Here is a 19,087-nt window from a genome sequence, read left to right as displayed (position 1 = left end):
GGGTGGGAAGGGTCGGGCTAGCGTTCCGGCGTGGTATCGGTCGCCTCCTCCGTGTCGGTGAGCATCGTGGTCGTCGTCTACGACATGGCCCGCGAGCTGCCCCGCACCCTGGCGACACTGTCGGCCGAGTACCAGACGACCGGGCGCGACTACGAGGTGATCGTGGTCGACAACGGATCGCCGGAACCGGTGGACCCGCAGCTGCTCGACGCCGTGCCGAACGGTCGCCTGCTGCGGCTGGATCCGGCCCCACCGTCGCCGGCACGGGCCGCGAACGCCGGCATCGCGGCCGCCCGGGGTGGGATCGTCGGTGTGTTGATCGACGGCGCCCGGATGGTCACCCCCGGTCTCGTCGAGGCCGCGGCGGCCGCGGTCGACGAGCACGACCGCGTCATCGCGGTGACGCTCGCGTTCCATCTCGGTGACGAGCCACAGATGGCGGCGGCCACGCGGGGGTACGACCAGCAGGTCGAGGACCGACTCTTGGCGTCGGTGGACTGGCGCTCGGACGGCTACGAGCTCTTCCGGATCAGCACCTTCGCCGGGTCGTCGGCGCGGGGCTGGTTCGGGCCCATGGGGGAGAGCAACGCGCTCTTCATGCACCGCGAGCTGTGGGACGAGCTCGGCGGGTTCGGCGAGGTCTTCGATCGGCCGGGCGGGGGGCTCGTCAACCACGACCTGTACCGGCGAGCCCTCGAGGCACCCGACACGGATCTCGCGATGCTGCTCGGGGAGGCGTCGTTCCATCAGTTCCACGGTGGCGCGGCCACGGGCGGCACCGCGGTGCGCGACGAGCTCTGGGAGGAGTACGCGTCCATTCGCGGTCGCACGTACGAGCCGCCGCGACGCGAACCGCGCTACGTCGGCGAGGTCCCCGAGGTGGCTCGCCACCATTTGGAGGCGTCACGGGCCTGGCGGGAACGGAACCCCGACTGCTTCGCGCCGGCCGACGGCTGACGGTCGTCCTCCGACCCCTGCCGCGCTGGGTGGGGGTCATGTGACCCAATGTGGTGTTCTCCTCTTTCGACGCCGGACAAACCGCGCCACACTGGTGGACCGATGCGACACGCTTTCTCCCCGGTGGCGATCACCGGCATGCACCGCTCGGGCACGTCGATGATCACCCGCGGACTCCATGAGTCGGGTCTGCACCTGATCGGCGGCGCGGCCGACGCGCTTCTCGAGGCCGCCGACGACAATCCGGAGGGGTTCTGGGAGAACAAGGCGATCGTTGCGTGCAACGACGATCTGCTGGAGGCAACCGGCGGCGCGTGGGACAACCCGCCGGCGCTGCTGCCTCGTGCAGTCGACGATCCTCGGGTCGGCGAGGTCGTCGAGCCGGCGACCGCGGCGCTCGCCGGACTCGCCGAGAACGACCGGTGGGGGTTCAAGGATCCTCGGCTGTGCCTCACGGCAGCGTTCTGGCTCGACCTCCAGCCCGACCTCCGCTTCGTCATCTGCGTTCGCAATCCCCTCGAGGTTGCCCTGTCCCTGAAGCGCCGGAACCAGAACTCCTACTCGCTCGGGCTGTCGCTCTGGGAGCGGTACTACGCGTCGGTCCTCGAGCTCGTTCCGGCGGAGCGGCGCATCGTCACCCACTACGACGCCTACTTCCTCGACCCTGTCGGCGAGCTCGCCCGGGTGTGTGACTTCGTCGGTCTCGAGCCGGCGGCGCTCGATGTGCGGTCCGATCTCCGCCACCACGACGTCGGGGTCAGCCTCGACGAGGCGGGCGCGTCGACCGCGCTGCGCGAGCTCTACGCGGAGCTGTGCGACGAGGCCGGTGTCGCCGCGCCGCGTCCGATCGCGACGGACGAGGGTCGGGTGCGGCGGCTGGTGCTCGACGGCACCGTGTCCGCCCGCCATGCCGAGCAGCGTCAGGTCGCCATCACGCGGCTCGAGGAGCGACTCGCGGAGTCGACCGCAAAGCTCGCCGAGCTCCGAGGCGAGCTGGCCGAGGTCCGCCAGGAATCCGAGAGCCGCCGCCGCGACCTCGCGAACCGCACGCGGGACGTTGACAAGCGCGATCGCGAGATCGTCCTGCTCCGCGACGAGCTGGCGAACCTGCGCAACACCGTGGCGAACCGCCTCGACACCCTCGTCACGGGCCAGGCGGAACTGGCCGAGCAGAACCGCCGGCTCCACGATCTGACCGAGACCGTCACCGAGCTCGCCCAACGGAACGTCGACACGACCGAGCGGATCGACGACCGGACCAAGGCCGCGACCGAGCGCATCGCCCACATGGACGACATCCTCGCGGCCGTCCACGTGAAGCTCCGCAGCGTCGAGGACGAGGTGCGCGCCCGACGTTCCCTCACCCGTCGCCTGCGTGGGTTGGCCGGTCGAATCGTGCGTCCCGGCCGCCGTCTCGCAGGGACCTCCGCGGGGAAGGGGGTGCCGGCCGCGAAGAAGGTCGTGCGCGCTTCCGCCCGCCGCCTCCCGACCCCGGTGAAGCACAACGTGCACCGGGTGCGCCGCGCCGTGGCCGACGGGCAGGCCGGCAACCGTCTGCGCGAACGCGGCGTCCGCGCCGTGGACAAGCTGCCGACCCCGGCCCAGCGGGCGGCCCGGTCGGGGGTTGCGGCGGCGAACCGCGCGGGGGTCGTGCCGAAGGCGCGGCGTGTCGCCCGGGCGGTGGTACGCCGCCTGCCGAGTCGGGCTCGCACTGCGCTCCAGAGGAGTGGCGCGTCGTCGACCGCGCCCGCCGGTCGCGCCGCCCGCCCGACCAAGAAGGCCGCACCGGCGCCTCGACCGACGGCGAACCCCCGTGGCCGCGCCGCCGCGGTGCCCAAGGGGCCCGCCGCGTTCAAGTGGCAGAAGAGCTACGAGCGCATGGTGTCCGAGGTCGTGCCGACCGGTGCCGCGGTCGCGGTTGCGACGCCTGGCTGCAAGGCCGGCGTCGAGCGGGCCGGTGGCCGTGATGCCGTGCCGTTCCCCGGTGGCGGGGAGACCCCACCGAGCGACGCGGTGGCCCTGATCGCCGTCGTCGAGGCCATGCGGGTCGGCGGGATCGAGCGGCTCGTCGTTCCGGAAGGAGCCCGGGCCTGGATCGACTCGCACCCCGAGCTCCGCGACCATCTCGCCACCCAGGCATCGGTGGTCGAGGACCGCGCCGGCGCCGGCATCGTCTTCGACCTCACGACCCCTCCGGCGGGATCGCCCGGCGGGTTGCTCGCCGAGATCAACGGACTGGCGACGGGCCTCGACACCCGGCCGGCGGTGCTGGACTGGACCGCCGACGACGTGTCGGCCGAGCTGCCCGGTTTCACGACGTTCTCGCCGCCCGATCCCGACCGGCTTCCCTACTTCGATCGCAGCGTGGACGTCGTCGTCGCCACACCGGATCGCGATCTCGACGCAGCCGACCGGGTCGCCTCGATCGGCGTGGTGGTCGTCGGTGATGACAACACCGTCATCGAGGTCCGCCCCACCGCGACGACCGCGACACAATCGGTCGACGTCGCCGTGATCGACGCCGGTGGCCGTCCCACCACGACCGCCCGAGCGACGGACGCGGGCTATCGCGTGGTCGCCGACGCGGCGTCCGTCGGTGCCGCCGATGTGGTGGTGTTGGTCGACCCCGGGGTGATCGTCATGCCGGGGGCCCTCGACGCGCTGGTCTCCGCCGTGACCACCAACCCGGCCCAGGCCGCGGTCCCGAAGGTGCTCGGTTCGGACGGACGTGTCGTCGCGGCCGGTGGATTCGTGTTCGCCGATGGCTCCGCGGCCGGGATCGCGGCCGGTTCGCTCGACGTTCGCGCCCCCTGGCACGAGTTCGTCCGGCCCGTGTGTTGGGGCGCCGGCATGCTCGCCGTCGCCGCCGACCGCTTCGATGCCGCGGCGTGGTCCGCCGCCGGGTCGATCCCGCCGTACTGCGGCCGCTTGTGGGAGGCCGGGACACCGGTCGCCTACCAGCCCGACAGCACCGTGGTGGCGGACGACGACGCCGACATCGCCGACGCGACGGGCTACTGGCTCGACCGGCGGACGACGCGGCCGACCCGCCCGGGCTCACTCGGCGACGGCGCGTGGCGCTACCTGGTCGCCAACGAGCGGCTCGCTGCGGCCACCGACGGGACGGCCGGCTGATGCAGACGCGTCACGCCCTCGTGGTCCACACGCGCATGCCGGCGTTCGACCGCGACAGCGGTTCGCAGGACATCGACAACACCGTCCGTTGGCTCGTCGAGCAGGGCTGGCAGGTCACCTTCCTGTGCCGCGAGACCGAGGCGGAGGCGGAGGATCGCCACGCGAACCGTCTCCGCCAGATGGGTGTTGCCGCCTTCGCGGGGCTCGACTGGCTTCCGAAGTTGCTGCGGTCCTACGAGTTCGATCTCGCCATCGTCGCGTTCTGGGAGGTCGCCGCCGCCGTCACACCGGTGATCCACGAGTACTCCCCGTCCACCCGCGTCGTCGTGAACTCGATGGACATCCACTTCCTGCGCCACGCCCGTCAGGCGTTCGGTGAGGACGGTGCCGTCGACGAGAAATTCGGCAAGGCCGCCACCGACGAACTGAACGTGTACCACGCGGCCGATGCCGTGATCGCCGTGTCCGACAAGGAACGGGCGCTCCTCGGCGACTTCGTCGGCGACGACCGGGTCCACACCCTTCCGCTCGCGGAGCGCATCGCCCGTTCGACCGTGTCCCTCGCCGACCGGGTCGGTATGTACTTCGTCGGCAACTTCCGACACGTGCCGAACCGCGACGCCGTCGCCTATCTGGCCAACGAGGTGCTGCCGCTCGTCGATCCGGCACTCCTCGAGCGGCATCCGTTCACGGTCATCGGCAACTATCTCGATCAGATCACCCTCGACGTCGACCCCGACATGCCCGGACTCAACCTCGTCGGCTGGGTGCCGTCCGTGCAGCCCTATGTCGAACGGTCCCGGGTGACGGTCGTGCCGCTCCTGCACGGCGCCGGAGTGAAGCGCAAGGTGATCCAGTCGATGATGGCGTACACGCCGGTGGTCACCACCCCGGTCGGCGCCGAGGGACTCGACCTGGTACAGGGCCGCCACGCACTCATCGCGGCCGACGCCGCCGACATGGCCGCCGCGCTCACCCGGGTGCTGACCGATGACGACCTGTGGCTCGGTCTCGCCGACGCAGGTGCCGCCCACGTCGACGGGCGCCACGGTCTCGAGGCGATCGGCTGCACCTTCGAGGCGCTGGTCGACGAGGTGATGCGGGCTCCGCTGCGGCCCCGGGCGCGGGGCGTCGACGGAATCGACGCGGATGTGCCGAACGCCGACGCGGCCTCGATCCGTGAGCGCATCCAGGCGATTGCCGAACCGGGGGCGGCGGTGCTCGTGGTGACGCAGGGCGACGACTCGCTCGCCGACATCGGATCGCATCCGTGCTGGCACTTTCCCGAGGCCCGAGACGGCGGATGGGCCGGTTTCGACCCGGTGAACGGCCGCGCCGCGGTCAACCATCTCGACGCGCAGATGCAGCGGGGGGCCCGGTACTTCGTGGTCCCGCGCGCCGCCTTCGGCTGGCGTCAGCGCTTCCCCGAGCTGTTCGCGTTCCTCGACGACGAGGGTCGTCGCCTCTACCAGGACGGCACGGTGGCGATCTACGACCTCCTCGGCGGGGCCGACACGACGCTCGACCTGCCGGATGTGGCCGCGACGTCGGTGTTCGTGGCGGGCACGTTCAGCGCCGATCGCAGCGGTCCGCCGCCCGACCTCACCGCGGAGCTCCAGGCGTCGAACGCGAACGTGCGGCAGATCTGGCGCGCCGACGACGACCCGGACGCCACGGCCGAGGTGGACGACAGCGGCGCTGACGTCGTGCTCTACATCCACGACAACGCCGTCCTGCCGAGCGGGTTCGTGGACGACGTGGTGCGCCTGCAGGCGGCGCTCGACGCCGACCGTCTCCAGCCCAGCCACAACAGCGGACCGCTCGCCGGTCCGCCGATGACGGAACGCCACCGCGGGGTCGTCGCCCGACTCGTGGACGAGGTCACCCCGCTGCCGGTGCTCGCCGTGCGGGCGGGGGCGGCGCCGACCGGTCCGACCGTGCTGGCCGACGCGGTGCCGATCGGCCTGCGGGCGACGATCGAGTGCACCGACCTGGGCGACTCGTTCGCGCACGTCCGCCGGGTCTGGACCAGCGACGACGAGGGTCGACTCGTGGTGAACGAGCGGCCCGAACCGGCGTCGCCGCCCGAGATCAGCGTGTTGATCTCGACCTACAACCGTCCGGAGCTGCTGCGCGCCGCCGTCGAGTCGTTCTGCGATCAGACGATCGATCCGTCTCGCTACGAGGTCGTGCTGGTCGACGACGGATCCGCCGAGTCCGCGGTGCACGACGTCGTGGGGGAGTTCGCCGACCGCATCCAGATCGTCGGCGTGTGCGCCGGCCATGCCGGGCGCAGCGCGGCGAAGAACCTGTGCGTGCTGTTGGCCCGGAGCCCGATCGTGCTGTTCTTCGACGACGACGACCGGGTCGCGCCGGACTGTCTCGAACGCCATCTCGCCGGCCACGAGGAGCGGCCCGACGAGGGCGTCGCCATCCTCGGACACACCGCCTGGGCGCCCGAGCTCGAGATCACGCCGCTCATGCACTTCATCACCGACGTCGATCGGTTGATGTTCTCCTACGGCAGCCTCCACGCCGGACAGCAGCTCGACTGGCGCGGCTTCTGGGAGGGCCGCATCTCGTGCAAGCGGTCGCTGTTGATGCGCCACGGTCTGCACGACCAGCGGCTCAACTACTCGATCGACATCGAGATGGCGTGGCGGCTGATGCCCCACGGGCTCACCGTCGTCTACGACCCGACGGCCGTGAGCGTGATGGCCCGTCCGCTCGATTTCGACGGGTTCTGCGACCGCACCCAGGCCAAGGGGAAGGCGATGGCGGTCATCGCCTCGCTCCACCCCGGTACCGACATCGGGGCCCAGCTCAAGCTCGACGAATCGACGGCGCTCTACGAGGAGAGCCGGTTCGCGGAGGAGGAGCTGCGCACCCGGGTCGCCCAGCTGGAGATCCAGTCCGCCACCGACGAATCCGTGCTGCCCGAGCTGCACGACTGCTATCGCTCCACCTTCCGGATCCTGAACGCCAAGGGCGTCGCAGAGACGACGGGAAAGGTCTACGCCATGCCGCGCCAACCGACGACGGTGCAACCGTTCGAGGACACCGACCCGGACCTCCTCTACGACGCCAGCCCACCCGAGGCGTCCGACGAACCCCTGCTCAGCATCACCCTGCCGGTGTGGTCGCGCAGCGAGAAGCTCGCCCGGATGGTCGAGAAGACCGTCGATCGCATCTGGGAAGTGAGCCGGATCCCGACCGAGGTCGTCGCCATCGACAACGGGTCGGACTTCGAGTCCGAGCTCAAGGCGAAGGTCTACCGGTATCCGGAGAACAAGGGCGTGTCGACCGGCTGGAACACCGGCATCCGCCTGTCCACCGCCGCGACGTTCGTCGTGATGAACAGCGACTGCATGGTCGAGCCGGGCTGGGACGAGGCGCTCTACGAAGCCGCCAACGACGGTCGCCGCATCGCGTTCCCCTACACCGATCACTGTGACGGCCAGGGCTTCACGACGCCGGACCAGGGCGGCACCGCCGGCTGGTGCTTCATGATGACGAAGGCGATCTACGAAGAAGTCGGCGTCTTCGACGAGTGGTTCAACCCGGCCTTCTGCGAGGACACCGATTACTGGCACCGGGCCTGGCAGCTGGGCATCGACCTCGAGCCGGTGCCGGCCGCCCACGTCGTCCACGCCCGCCGCACCACGGCGAGCACCACCCCCCACGTCGACTGGCTGCTCCTCGGCCATCGCTACAAGTACGGCTGGAAGCACGGCGTGGATCCGTTGGCCGCTCCGCCGTACTACAACCGCAAGTACGAAGATTACGTCGGCTCGTTCGAGGTGCCGTCGTGAGCATGGAACACGTGCGGCCCTATCTCGGGCTGGAGGGCATCTGCCCGAATCCGGTGTTCGTCATCGGGTCACCCCGCTCGGGCACGACCGCCACGGCCCAATCGCTCAACCGCCACCCGGACCTGCGGGTCGGCAAGGAGAGCTATGTCCTGTCCGACCTGTTCAAGGACGGCCGGGCCGAGCGGATCTGGGAGAACCAGATGGGGCGGGCGACGCCGTGCTGGCTCGACCACGAGGACGTCGAACTCGATGAATGGCTGGCGTTCGTCGGCCTCGGCATCAACGCCTTGTTCTCGTCGCGCAGCGAGGGCCTGCGCTGGATCGATCAGACGCCGCTCTACACGCCGATGGCGCCCACGCTCGCGAAGATGTTCCCCGGCGCGAAGTTCATCCACATCGTGCGCGACGGTCGTCATGTCGTGCGGTCGATGACCAACTTCGAGCGCAAATTCGACGACGAACTGCTCGCCAACGCCAAGGCCAACGAGATCCCCAAGTGGAGCAACGATCTCCGCAAGGGCGCCGAGACGTGGGCGACCTGGGTCGAGGCCGGTCTCGACTTCTCCGAAGCGCAACCCGATCGCTGTCTGACGGTCTGGAACGAGAAGGTCTCCGCCGACCCGCACGACCAGTTCGCCACGATCCTCGAGTTCCTCGACCTCCGGCATCATCCGGGCCCCGGCAACTTCTTCGACAAGAAACGCATCGGCTCCTCGTTCAAGCTCGACCCGACGCGTCCCGACGACGACGACTGGTCCGAGTGGGACAAGAAGCGCCGCAAGGAGTTCGTCGCGGTCGCAGCCGACACCATGGACCGCGCCGGGTACGGCGACCACGACTCGATGAAAGCCTGGATCGATGGCTGACGCGCCGCGGCCCGGCAGCGCCGTGCCGGATCGGCCCCGGGTCTTCGGCATCGGTCTCAACAAGACGGGCACGACCTCGTTCCACGACGCCATGACCGTCCTCGGCTTTCACAGTCTCCACTGGGGCGGCCCGCCGATCCGCATGCAGATCGAGGCGGCCCGCGACGCCGGCCAACCCCTGCTCGCCAACCTCGACCAGTCGATCGACTGCTTCTCCGACATCGAGGTGTTGGCGAAGAACTACGCCCTGCTGGACGAGCAGTACCCGGGCAGCCGTTTCATGCTCACCGTCCGTCCACTGGAGAAGTGGCTGGACAGCCGTCGGCGTCATGTCGAGAACAACCAGCAGCGCCGGGCGCGCGGCGAGTACGACGGCACGTTCCTCGTGGTCGAGGAGGACAAGTGGCGCCGCCAGTACGAGCGTCACTACGCAGGTGCGCGCGAGTACTTCGCGGGCCGCGACGACTTCGTCGAGGTGGACATCACCGCGGGGGCCGGATGGGCCCCGTTCTGTCGGCTGCTGGACCTGCCCGAACCGGAGCAGGCGTTCCCCCACAGCAACAAGAGCAAGCAGCCGCCGCGGGTCTGACCGGGCCTTCGGTCAGCCGTGGGAGGCGAACTCCCGCTCGTAGCGCAGGAACAGCCAGGTCCCGAGGATGACGCTGGCGACGGCCCAACCGATCGAGATGGTCATCATTCCCCAGTCGGGGCGGGCGGCGTTGATGATCCGCTGGTAGTTGAAGAACACGCCGAAGAACGGCGACCACCGGATCGCGTTGATGATCTCCGGCGTGAGGAACTCGGCCGGATAGATCACCGGTGACGTGAAGAAGATGATGCGGGTGATGTAGGTGAGGAGGTTCTTGATGTCGGCGAAGAACACGACCGCGGTGGAGATGATCAGCGCCAGCCCGAGGGAGATGCACATCTGGAGCGCGAAGATCGGGAACCACCAGAACAGCTGCATGCTGATGTCGACGTCCAGGAGCACCAGGGCGCCGAAGATGATGACGACCGACGGGACGAAGGCCATGACCCCGGCGTAGATCGTGGACAGCGGCAACAGCATCCGCGGGAACGTCGAGTTCAGCATGAGGTTCGTCGCACCGGCGACGGACGCGCCGCCCTCGTTCAGCGCGCCGGACGTGAGCTGGAAGTGGAGAATGCCGGAGATGAGCATCGGCACGAAGGTCGCCGGGCGGGCCCCCTCGCGGATCACGGTGAACAGGAAGTAGTAGATGCCCACCATGAACATGGGGTCGAGCAGCGACCAGACGGCGCCGAGCGCGTTGCCCGAGCGCTTGCCCTGGACCTTCGAGCGGGCCATCTCCCGCGCGAAGGCCCGCCGCCGCCAGAGCTCGCGCACGTAGGGTCGCAACGGCGGGACGTAGCGGGTGTAGGGCTCGTAGACGAAGACGATCTCGTCATCGGGATCCGCCACGCGGGTCTTGCGGTCCTCCTTCGCGGCGCGTCGCTGCGCCCGCTGCGACCTGCGGGCCGAGCGGGTGAGCTCCTCGGTCTCGCTCGCCCCGAGTGGCGTCGGCTCGTCGTCGGCTTCGGTGACGTCGTCGGTGGTGCTCACGATCAGTTCTCGTCCGGGAGCTCGAGGTCTTCCAGGCGGCAGTAGCGCATGTAGGCGGCGATGATGTCCTCCGGATCGCCCTCCTGGGCGACCTCGCCCTGGTGCATCCAGAGGGCGCTGGTGGCCATCGACCGAACCGAGCTGAGCCCGTGGGTCACGAGGATGATCGTTCGGTGCTCCGCCATGAGCTCGGCCAGCTTCACCCGGGCGCGCTCGGTGAAGCCGGCGTCGCCGCCGCCCAGCGCCTCGTCGATGAGGAGGATCTCCGGGTCGAGGTTCGCCGCCACCGCGAACCCCAGCCGCGAGCGCATGCCCGCCGAGTAGGTGTCCATCGGATAGTCGAGGTACTCGCCGAGTTGGGCGAAGTCCGCGATCTCCGGCGTCAGGTCCTCGAGCCGGTCCTCGTCCAGGCCGACGGCCAGTCCGCCGAGGCGGATGTTCTGACGACCGGAGAGCTTCGGATTCATGCCGAGTCCGAGGGCGAGGAGCGACACCCGGCCCCGCACGGTGATGCGTCCCTCCGCGGGCGGCAGCGCACCGGACAGTGCCCGCAGCAGGGTGGACTTGCCGGCCCCGTTGCGCCCGACGATGGCGAGGGTCTCGCCCTTCGGCACCTCGAAGGTGACGTTCTTGACGGCGTTGACGACGCGGTCCGGCGTGCGGCGACCGGTCAGCAGTTTCGCGAGATCGATGACGACGCCCGAGCTGCCGCGGCGGACGCGGTAGCGCACCGAGAGGTTCTCGACCTCGAGTGCGGGCTTCTCGACCATCGGCGTGGTCGCCGCGGGAGCGGCGTCGGTCATCCGGCGGAGCCCGGGAGCGGGTTGGCCGCCAGGTCGGCCTTCTCGGCTTCGAGTACCAGTGGCGCGATCTCCTCCTCGACCACGATCGCGAAGCGATCCATCGTGCGGCCGTTCGGGAGCACTTCCACGGTGGGCCGGCGGAAGATCATCGACGGACGGTTCGCTTCGCGCGCGAGCTCGTTCAGCTCGCGAACGATCGCCGCCGTCTCGCGCTGGCTGAGCTGCACCGCCTGGGCGGCGTCGGTCTCGTAGACCTCCCGACCCTCGACGATTGCCCGGGCGACATGGGCGAGCAACGCCTTGGACAGCTCGTCGACCTCGGCGAACAGTTCGGTGACCTTCTCCTGGTCCCACTGCTCCTGCGAGGCGCGCGCCATCGCCTTGAGCATGTAGTTCATGACATCCTCCACGTACTCTTCCGGTACGGGCACCATCACGTAGGCCATCAATCCTCCTGATGTCAGTCGCCCACTATACCGACGAGAAACTTGGCCCAGAAATGGCCCGAATGGCCCGAATCCGAGGCGCCGGTGCTGGGCTACTCTCGGTCCCATGTTTCCCCTCTGGGATGTAGCCATCGCGCCCGTGTTGCGCGCCGCCGGCGCCCGCAAGGTCGTCGAGATCGGCGCGCTGCGCGGCGAGAACACCGTTCAGATCCTCGAACACCTCGGTCCGGAGGCGGTACTGCACGTCATCGATCCGGTGCCGGACTTCGATCCGGGCGAACACGAGCGCATGTTCCCCGGCCAGTACGTGTTCCACGAGGCGCTCAGCCTCGACGTGCTCCCCGATCTCGAACCCATGGACGCCGCGCTCATCGACGGCGACCACAACTGGTGGACGGTCTACAACGAGTGCAGCATGCTCGCCGCGAGTGCGACCCGCGCCGGTGTGGCCATGCCCGTCATGATCCTCCACGACGTGTGCTGGCCCTACGGCCGGCGGGACCTCTACTACGACCCGTCGAACGTGCCCGAGGAACGTCGTCAGCCCTACGACCATCTCGGCATGCGGCCCGGTCAGAAGAAGCTCGCCAAGAAGGGCGGGCTCAACCCGACGATGGCCAACGCCCTCGAGGAGGGCGGCGAGCGCAACGGGGTCATGACCGGTCTCGACGACTTCGTGAAGGAGTATCCGAAGCCGCTGCGGGTGATCGTTCTCCCCTTCTACTTCGGGCTCGCGTTCGTGGTGGAGGAGGAGCGCCTCGCGGCCGAGCCGGAGCTGGCCGCGGCCTTCGATCGCCTGGAGTCCTCGGAGACGCGCCTCGAGCTCCTCGAGGTCGCGGAGGACATCCGTCTCAAGGCGATGCTGTTCCAGCACAACGTCTTCTTCCAGCGCGAGCAGTACCAGGCCCGCGCGACCGCTCGCTATCTCGGCGTGGTCAAGCAGGCGCTGCTCAACGAGCACTATCTCGAGAACGAGGCCCGCCTCGCCCACCTCGTCGATCGCATCGGCACCGATCAGCCGGTGGATCCGGCGGCGTTGCGCGATCCCGCTCGCTACGACAAGCCGGCTATGAACGCGCTGGTCCGGGCCCGCTCGGGCGAGAGCGGCCCCGATGGGGCCGCGTCGTCGTCGTTCCTGCCACTGACCGCGATGGGGCGGAGTCGTCTCGACCATCTCGAATCGCTGCTCGACCATGTCCGGGTGAACGCGGTCCCGGGCGACCTCGTCGAATGCGGCACCGGTCGCGGTGGCGGGGCCATCTTCCTGCGGGCCTATCTCGAGGGCCACGAGCTCGACGACCGCCGCGTGTGGGTGGCCGATCGGTTCCGGTCCGCGCCAGGGTCCGACACCCGCCCGACGATGCCGAAACAGGGCCTCAGTGGCTTCCAGGCGGACCTCAACATGGTGCGCGACGGATTCGACTCGTTCGACCTGCTCGACGACCGGGTCTCGTTCCTCACCGGACCCCTGGCGTCGACGTTGCCGGCCGCGCCGGTCGAGGAGATCGCCCTCCTGCGGATCGGCCATGCCGGATCCGAGTCGCTCGACGCGCTGACGCTCCTCTACGACCGTGTCGCCGTCGGCGGGGTCGTGGTCGTGGACGAGTCGGGCGACGACGGGCTGCGGGCCGGCATCGAATCGTTCCACGCCGACCACGGCATCGAGTCACCGCTCGAACGTCACGACGATCTCACCGTGTCGTGGGTCAAGTCGGCCGGCGACGGCTCCACGACCGGGAAAGCCGCGGCTGTTGCGGCCGCGGCCGGGTTCGGCGGGGCCCCGCTCGTGCGACCCGCGTCGTCGGGAGAGCTCGATCTCAGCGTCGTCGTCGTGTTCCACAACATGGCTCGCGAAGCCGAGCGCACCCTGCGGTCGCTCTCACGCTCGTACCAGGAGAACATCGACGATCTCCGCTTCGAGGTCATCGCGATCGACAACGGATCGGCCGCCGACCAGCGACTCGACGCGTCCTTCGTCGAGAGCTTCGGCCCGGAGTTCCGCCTGCTCGACATGGGCGACGAGGCGAAGCCGTCACCCGTGTTCGCCCTCAACAAGGCGATCGGTGAGTGCGCGGGGGAGAACGTCGCGATCATGATCGACGGCGCCCACGTCCTCACCCCCGGCGTGTACCACTTCGCGACGATGGCGATGCGCAACCACGCGCCGGCGATCGTCGCCACCCAGCAGTTCTACGTCGGCCCCGGTCAGCAGGGTGACGCGATGGACGATGGCTACGACCAGGCCTACGAGGACGAGCTCTTCGAGAAGATCAAGTGGCCCCGGGCCGGCTACCGGCTGTTCGAGATCGGCTCGTTCGTCGGTGATCGCGACTGGTTCGACGGCGTGTGGGAGAGCAACTGCCTCGTCGTGTCGCGCGCTCAACTCCAGCAGGTCGGTGGCCTCGACGAGGGCTTCGACGAGCCCGGTGGGTCCTACGCCAACCTCGAGCTCTACGAGCGGCTCGGCACGTCGCCGGACATCACCGTCTGCTCCATGATCGGCGAGGGGTCGTTCCATCAGATCCACGGCGGCACCACGACGAACCAGATCGATCCGGCGCTTCGCCGCACCCGCGTCCACGGCTATGCGAGGCAGTTCGCCGAGCTCCGCGGTCGCGCGTTCAAGGGACCCGGCAAACCCCTGCACTTCGTCGGGCGGCTCCCGACCGACGCGGCGCGGCGCACCAAGTCCCGCCGGCTCGAGCCGAGGGCGTTCGTGAACGTCACGGACGAACGCGGGCTACCCGAGACGCCGGCGCCCGTCGCCGACGACCTGGCTGCCGCGTTCACCGAGGCCACCTGGTTGAGCCTTCCCTGGCGGCACACGTCGTGGCTGGGGCGGGCGATCGCTGACGCACCGACGGACCTGCTCGCCTATCAGGAGATCATCGAGCGGGTTCGCCCGGACGTGATCGTCGAGACCGGCGCCGGCGACGGCGGGCGCACCCTGTTCTTCGCGTCGATGTGTGACCTCGTCGGCCACGGCACCGTGGTGGCGCTCGGTGCCGCCGACGACATGGCGACCCATGACCGCATCACGACGCTGGACGGCGACGCCGGCGAGAAGCGCACGGCAGACGCCGTCGCCGAGCTGGTCGGCGAAGGGTCGGCGATGGTCGTCCTCGGGGGACGGGTCGATCGGGCGGCGACGTTCCGCGAGTTCAAGCAGCTCGAACGATTCGTGCCGTCCGGCTCCTACGTGGTCGTGACCGACACTGTCGTCAACGGTCGCCCTGTCTGGCCGGAGTTCGGCCCCGGGCCCGCCGAGGGCGTGAAGCAGATCCTCGGGAGCTTCGGTGACTTCATGCCGGATCCGGCGATGGAGAAGTACTCGCTGACCTTCAACCCCGGCGGGTTCCTCAAGCGGATCGACTAGAGGTTGCGGACCCGGGCCGCGTTCTTCATCGACATGATGAGGAGCCGATGGTCGAAGTCGGTTCGGTCGTCCGGCTTCGGTTCGGGGTCGACCTGGGCGAGCACCACCGCCATCGGTCCTCCCGCGTTGCGGAGCCGCGCGTTGAGGTCGTGCATCAGCCCGAGCGCCTCGTGGGTGCTGATGGAGAGCTCGGCCGCGAGGTCGGGGAGGGTCGGCGCCGTGCCGTCCAGGATGAGTTCCGCGATCCGGTCGGCGAGCACCCGCATGTGTCCGGTCGTCGCGCCGACCACCTCCTCGAGGGCGTCCGGGTTGTCGATCTCGACGGTCGGGGCGGCGAGGTTCCAGTCGAGATAGCGGCGAACGTCGTCGACGAGCTCCTCGGGCACCGGCACCATCACGTACTCCATGCGGGCCGAGGGTACCGGTCGCAGCCGGGTCACGGAAGGGTCCGACTGCAGTCCTTGCCCCTCACGTGACGTGAGGTCGTACTGTCTCCCTCGTGCGGAATCGCCCGGAGATCCAGTTCGCCCGTGCCCTGTACCGCGCCGCGCCGGTCTACGCCACGCTCTGGTGGATCCTCGTCGTCCTGCGCGGCGTGCTTCCCGCGGTCGTGTCGCTCGCGTTCGGCTGGCTCGTCGCCGCGGTCACCGCCGACCACAGCCTGACCGGACCTCTGGTCCTCGTCGGCTCGATGTTCACCCTGATGCTGGTCGTCCAGCCGCTGCACCAGGCCGTGAGTGCGAACCTCGGCAGCCGCACGGCTGCGTACCTCTACGACCGCCTGATGCAGTTGTCCACCGGCCCCGAGGGGATCGGACATCTGGAGTCGTCGGCGCTCGTCAACGACCTCACCATGGCCCGCGACTTCGACCTCGGGATCATGGGACCACCGCTCGCCGTGTCGATGGACTTCATCGCCACCGGCCTCGTCGATCTCGTGGTCGGGATCGCGGCGGCGACCCTGTTGTTCGGCTTCGAGTGGTGGATCCCACCGGTCATCGTGCTCGCCTGGGGATCGACCCACTGGCTCCTGCGCGAGAGCGGCGTGTGGAAGGACCGCAACACCGACGAGGTGCGCAACGCCCAGCGTCACGCGGACTACACGTACCGGCTGGCCGTGGACGCCGCGCCGGCCAAGGAGATCCGCTACTTCGGCGTCGCCGGTTGGGTCATCGATCGGTTCATCACCACCCGCCGCCGTCTCTACGAGCTCCAGTACGAGGCCACCCGGCTCCGGGAGAAGTCGGTCTTCATGGCGATGGCGATCGTCATCGCGGCCAACCTGTTCGTCTTCTGGCTCATCGCCGACCAGGCCGCGAACGGCACGTTGAGCGAGGCGCGCACCGTCGTGTTCATCCAGGCGGCGATCGGGGTGTCGTCTATCGCGTTCGGCGGACTCAACTGGTCCCTCGACGGAGCGGCCGCGCCGGTCGCCGCGCTCCACCGTCTCGAGGCGGCACTGGCCGAGCAGGATCAGGTGCGTGCCGTCGGCACCATCGCCCCGCCGGCCGAGGCGCCGGCGCTCGCCTTCCGGGGGCTGGAGTTCGGCTATCCCCACGATGATCGGCTGGTGCTGAAGGGCATCGACCTCGAGATCCCGGCCGGCACGTCGCTCGCGATCGTGGGGCAGAACGGGGCGGGCAAGACGACGATCGCGAAACTGCTGTGCCGCCTCTACGACCCGACCGCCGGACGGATCGAGGTCGACGGCATCGACCTGCGTGACCTCGATCTCGGCGCCTGGCGGAGCCATCTCACCGCGGTCTTCCAGGACTATGTGAAGTTCGAGCTGCCCCTGCGCACCAATGTCGCGCCGCTCGGTGCTCCGGACGATCGCATCCATGCCGCGCTGCGGGCCGCCGGGGCCGACGAGCTCGCCGGCGGCGATCTCGACACGATTCTCTCGAAGGCGTATCCCGGCGGCACCGATCTGTCCGGCGGCCAGTGGCAGCGCATCGCGTTGGCCCGCACCCTGTGTGCCGTGGACGCCGGCGCCCGCGTCGTCCTGCTCGACGAGCCGACGGCCCAGCTCGACGTGCGGGGCGAGGCCGAGATCTTCGAGCGGGTGCTGACCGCGACCGCATCGTGCACGACGATCCTCGTCTCGCACCGCTTCTCGAGTGTCCGGCTCGCCGATCGCATCGCCGTGGTCGAGGACGGCCGGATCATCGAGCTCGGCACCCACGAGGAGCTCGTCGCACTCGGTGGCCGCTACGAGACGATGTTCGAGCTCCAGGCCTCCCGCTTCGAAGAGGGGATCCCGGAGCTGGACGAGCACGGGGAGGAGATCGTCCATGAATCGCTCTGACGCCCCCGAGCCGCTGCCCGGTGGGTTCCGGTCGCTCTGGCGGACGTTCTCGCTCGGCTGGCGGGCCGAACCCCGACTCCTGGGGATCTCGCTGCTGCTCGCCCTGTTGATGATGCTGCCGGACGCCCTCCTCGCCCTCTGGCTCAAGTTCCTCATCGACGGCGTGGTGGACGGCGACCGCGATGTGATCGTCGTCGCCGCGATCGGTCTCGCCATCTCGACCTCGGCGACCTGGTGGCTCGGCGTGCTCTCCCAGCGGGTGCAACGCCGCTTCCGCGACCGGGTGGTGATCGCGCTGGAATCGCACGTCGCGGAACTCCAGGCCTCGGTGCCGACCATCGAGCACCACGAACGCCCGGAGTACCTCGACCGGCTCGCCATGCTGCGCGACCAGGTGTTCACCCTCGATCACCTGTTCATGTCCCTGTTCTCCACGCTGGGCTGGCTGTTCCGGCTCGTCGTGATCGCCGCCCTGCTCGCCTCGATCCATCCGGTGCTCGTGCTGCTCCTCGCGTGCTCGCTTCCGGCGTTCTACGCGTCGACGTGGCGGCCAGCGGTGGAGCGCCGGGTCGAGGAGTCGGTCATCGCCAACACCCGACTCGCGCGTCACCTCTTCGACCTCGGCACCACTGCGCCCCCCGGCAAGGAGGTCCGCGTCACCAACAGCGGGGCGTGGCTGACCGACGAACGGCGGCGCGTGTGGGAACAGTGGTACGGCCCCGTCGCCCGAGTGCGGTGGGTCACCGCGGCGTGGCAGTGCCTCGTGTGGGCGATCTTCGGCGCCGGCTACGTCGGCGCCATCGTCTACGTCAGCTCCGTGCTCGACCGCGGCGTGGGCGATGTCGTGCTCGTGGTCGCGGCCGGGACCCAGCTGGCCCGCTACGTCGGCGGCACGGCCGGCGAGATGGGGTTCCTGCGCGGCTTCTGGCTCGACGCCTCACGGCGGCTGACCTGGCTGGAGGACTACTCGGCGTCGATCGACGACGCCGCCACGGCGTCCGCGCCCACCCAGCTCGAGGACGCCATCCGGTTCGAGCACGTCAGCTTCCGCTATCCCGGCACCGACCCGATCGTGCTCGACGACATCACGCTCGAACTGCCGGCCGGTGCCGTGATCGCCGTGGTCGGGGAGAACGGCGCCGGCAAGTCGACCCTCGTGAAGCTGCTCGCTCGCATGTACGCCCCGACGAGTGGTCGGATCACGGCCGACGGCGTGGACATCGCCACGATGCCGACCCGCGAGTGGCGCGAGAAACTCGGTGGTGCGTTCCAGGACTTCTTCCGCTTCGAGTTCCATGCCCAGCGCAGCGTCGGTGTGGGCGACATCGTGCGGCTCGATTCCCGCGAGGCGGCGGAGACCGCGATCGGGCGGGCCGGTGCGGACGACGTGGTCGAGCGGTTGGCCGCCGGTCTCGACACGCAGCTCGGCCCGTCCTGGGACGAGGGGGTCGAGGTGAGCTTCGGCCAGTGGCAGAAGCTGGCGCTGGCGCGGGGGTTCATGCGCGACGAGCCGTTGGTGATGATCCTCGACGAGCCCACCGCCGCCCTCGACGCCGAGACCGAACACGCCCTCTTCGAAGGGTTCGCCCGCGCCGCGCGCGAACAGACCGACTCGAACCGGCTGACGATCCTCGTCTCGCACCGCTTCTCGACCGTGCGGATGGCCGACCTGATCGTGGTGATGGACGGCGCCCGGGTCGTGGAGTTCGGGACCCACGAAGAGCTCGTTGCCGCCGGCGGTCAGTACGCCGAGCTCTTCGCGATCCAGGCGGCGGCCTACCGCTAGGTCGGCGGGAGAGGGC

Annotated in this window: 12 protein-coding genes; 8 read left to right on the top strand and 4 right to left on the bottom strand. The window is 69.5% G+C overall.

Going from position 1 to position 19,087, the window contains the following annotated elements; translation table 11 throughout:
- The first annotated feature begins 30 nt into the window (after positions 1 to 30).
- From R8F63_16560 to R8F63_16540, 5 genes are all read left to right on the top strand, one after another.
- Positions 31 to 957 (top strand): glycosyltransferase, encoded by a 927-nt coding sequence (locus tag R8F63_16560; protein MDW3220225.1) that lies wholly within the window; start codon positions 31 to 33, stop codon positions 955 to 957.
- Between the two features lie 102 nt (positions 958 to 1,059).
- Complete coding sequence (locus tag R8F63_16555) at positions 1,060 to 4,092, top strand: sulfotransferase (protein ID MDW3220224.1); 3,033 nt, start codon at positions 1,060 to 1,062, stop codon at positions 4,090 to 4,092.
- Positions 4,092 to 7,904, top strand: a complete 3,813-nt coding sequence (locus tag R8F63_16550; GenBank protein ID MDW3220223.1) for a glycosyltransferase — start codon at positions 4,092 to 4,094, stop codon at positions 7,902 to 7,904. Before R8F63_16555 ends, R8F63_16550 begins: the two co-directional genes overlap by 1 nt.
- Positions 7,905 to 7,906: 2 nt before the next feature.
- Positions 7,907 to 8,770: a sulfotransferase gene (locus tag R8F63_16545; protein ID MDW3220222.1), complete on the top strand. Its 864-nt coding sequence runs from the start codon at positions 7,907 to 7,909 to the stop codon at positions 8,768 to 8,770.
- Entirely contained in the window at positions 8,763 to 9,359 is a 597-nt protein-coding gene (locus R8F63_16540; protein MDW3220221.1) for a sulfotransferase, read from the top strand. Before R8F63_16545 ends, R8F63_16540 begins: the two co-directional genes overlap by 8 nt.
- A gap of 12 nt (positions 9,360 to 9,371) precedes the next feature.
- Here the strand turns inward: R8F63_16540 and R8F63_16535 are convergent, their stop codons facing one another.
- From R8F63_16535 to R8F63_16525, 3 genes are read right to left on the bottom strand one after another with little or no spacing between them, the layout of a single operon-like run.
- On the bottom strand, positions 9,372 to 10,352 hold the full coding sequence (locus R8F63_16535) for an ABC transporter permease (protein MDW3220220.1): 981 nt from the start codon (positions 10,350 to 10,352) through the stop codon (positions 9,372 to 9,374).
- 2 nt (positions 10,353 to 10,354) lie between these two features.
- A complete protein-coding gene (locus R8F63_16530) occupies positions 10,355 to 11,155 on the bottom strand; it encodes an ABC transporter ATP-binding protein (GenBank protein MDW3220219.1) in 801 nt (266 codons plus the stop codon).
- Positions 11,152 to 11,601: a hypothetical protein gene (locus tag R8F63_16525; protein MDW3220218.1), complete on the bottom strand. Its 450-nt coding sequence runs from the start codon at positions 11,599 to 11,601 to the stop codon at positions 11,152 to 11,154. Before R8F63_16525 ends, R8F63_16530 begins: the two co-directional genes overlap by 4 nt.
- A gap of 106 nt (positions 11,602 to 11,707) precedes the next feature.
- Here R8F63_16525 and R8F63_16520 point away from each other — a divergent pair, with 106 nt between their 5' ends.
- A complete protein-coding gene (locus R8F63_16520) occupies positions 11,708 to 14,977 on the top strand; it encodes a CmcI family methyltransferase (protein ID MDW3220217.1) in 3,270 nt (1,089 codons plus the stop codon).
- Here R8F63_16520 and R8F63_16515 read toward each other — a convergent pair.
- Positions 14,974 to 15,384 carry a hypothetical protein gene (locus tag R8F63_16515; protein ID MDW3220216.1) on the bottom strand — a complete coding sequence of 137 codons (411 nt, stop codon included), beginning with the start codon at positions 15,382 to 15,384 and terminating at the stop codon, positions 14,974 to 14,976. The genes R8F63_16520 and R8F63_16515 overlap by 4 nt on opposite strands.
- Before the next feature lie 92 nt (positions 15,385 to 15,476).
- Here R8F63_16515 and R8F63_16510 point away from each other — a divergent pair, with 92 nt between their 5' ends.
- Together R8F63_16510 and R8F63_16505 are read left to right on the top strand one after the other, a co-directional pair.
- The gene (locus R8F63_16510; GenBank protein MDW3220215.1) at positions 15,477 to 17,285 is read left to right on the top strand and encodes an ABC transporter ATP-binding protein; all 1,809 of its coding nucleotides are present in this window, start codon (positions 15,477 to 15,479) and stop codon (positions 17,283 to 17,285) included.
- Positions 17,272 to 19,071 carry an ABC transporter ATP-binding protein gene (locus R8F63_16505; protein ID MDW3220214.1) on the top strand — a complete coding sequence of 600 codons (1,800 nt, stop codon included), beginning with the start codon at positions 17,272 to 17,274 and terminating at the stop codon, positions 19,069 to 19,071. The genes R8F63_16510 and R8F63_16505 overlap by 14 nt, the downstream gene beginning before the upstream one ends.
- The last annotated feature ends 16 nt before the right edge of the window (positions 19,072 to 19,087 follow it).

It is taken from the genome of Acidimicrobiales bacterium (genome assembly GCA_033344915.1).
GTDB lineage: Bacteria > Actinomycetota > Acidimicrobiia > Acidimicrobiales > Aldehydirespiratoraceae > JAJRXC01.
The sequence above is the reverse complement of the archived record's forward strand: the minus strand, read 5'-3'. Positions and strand labels throughout refer to the sequence as shown.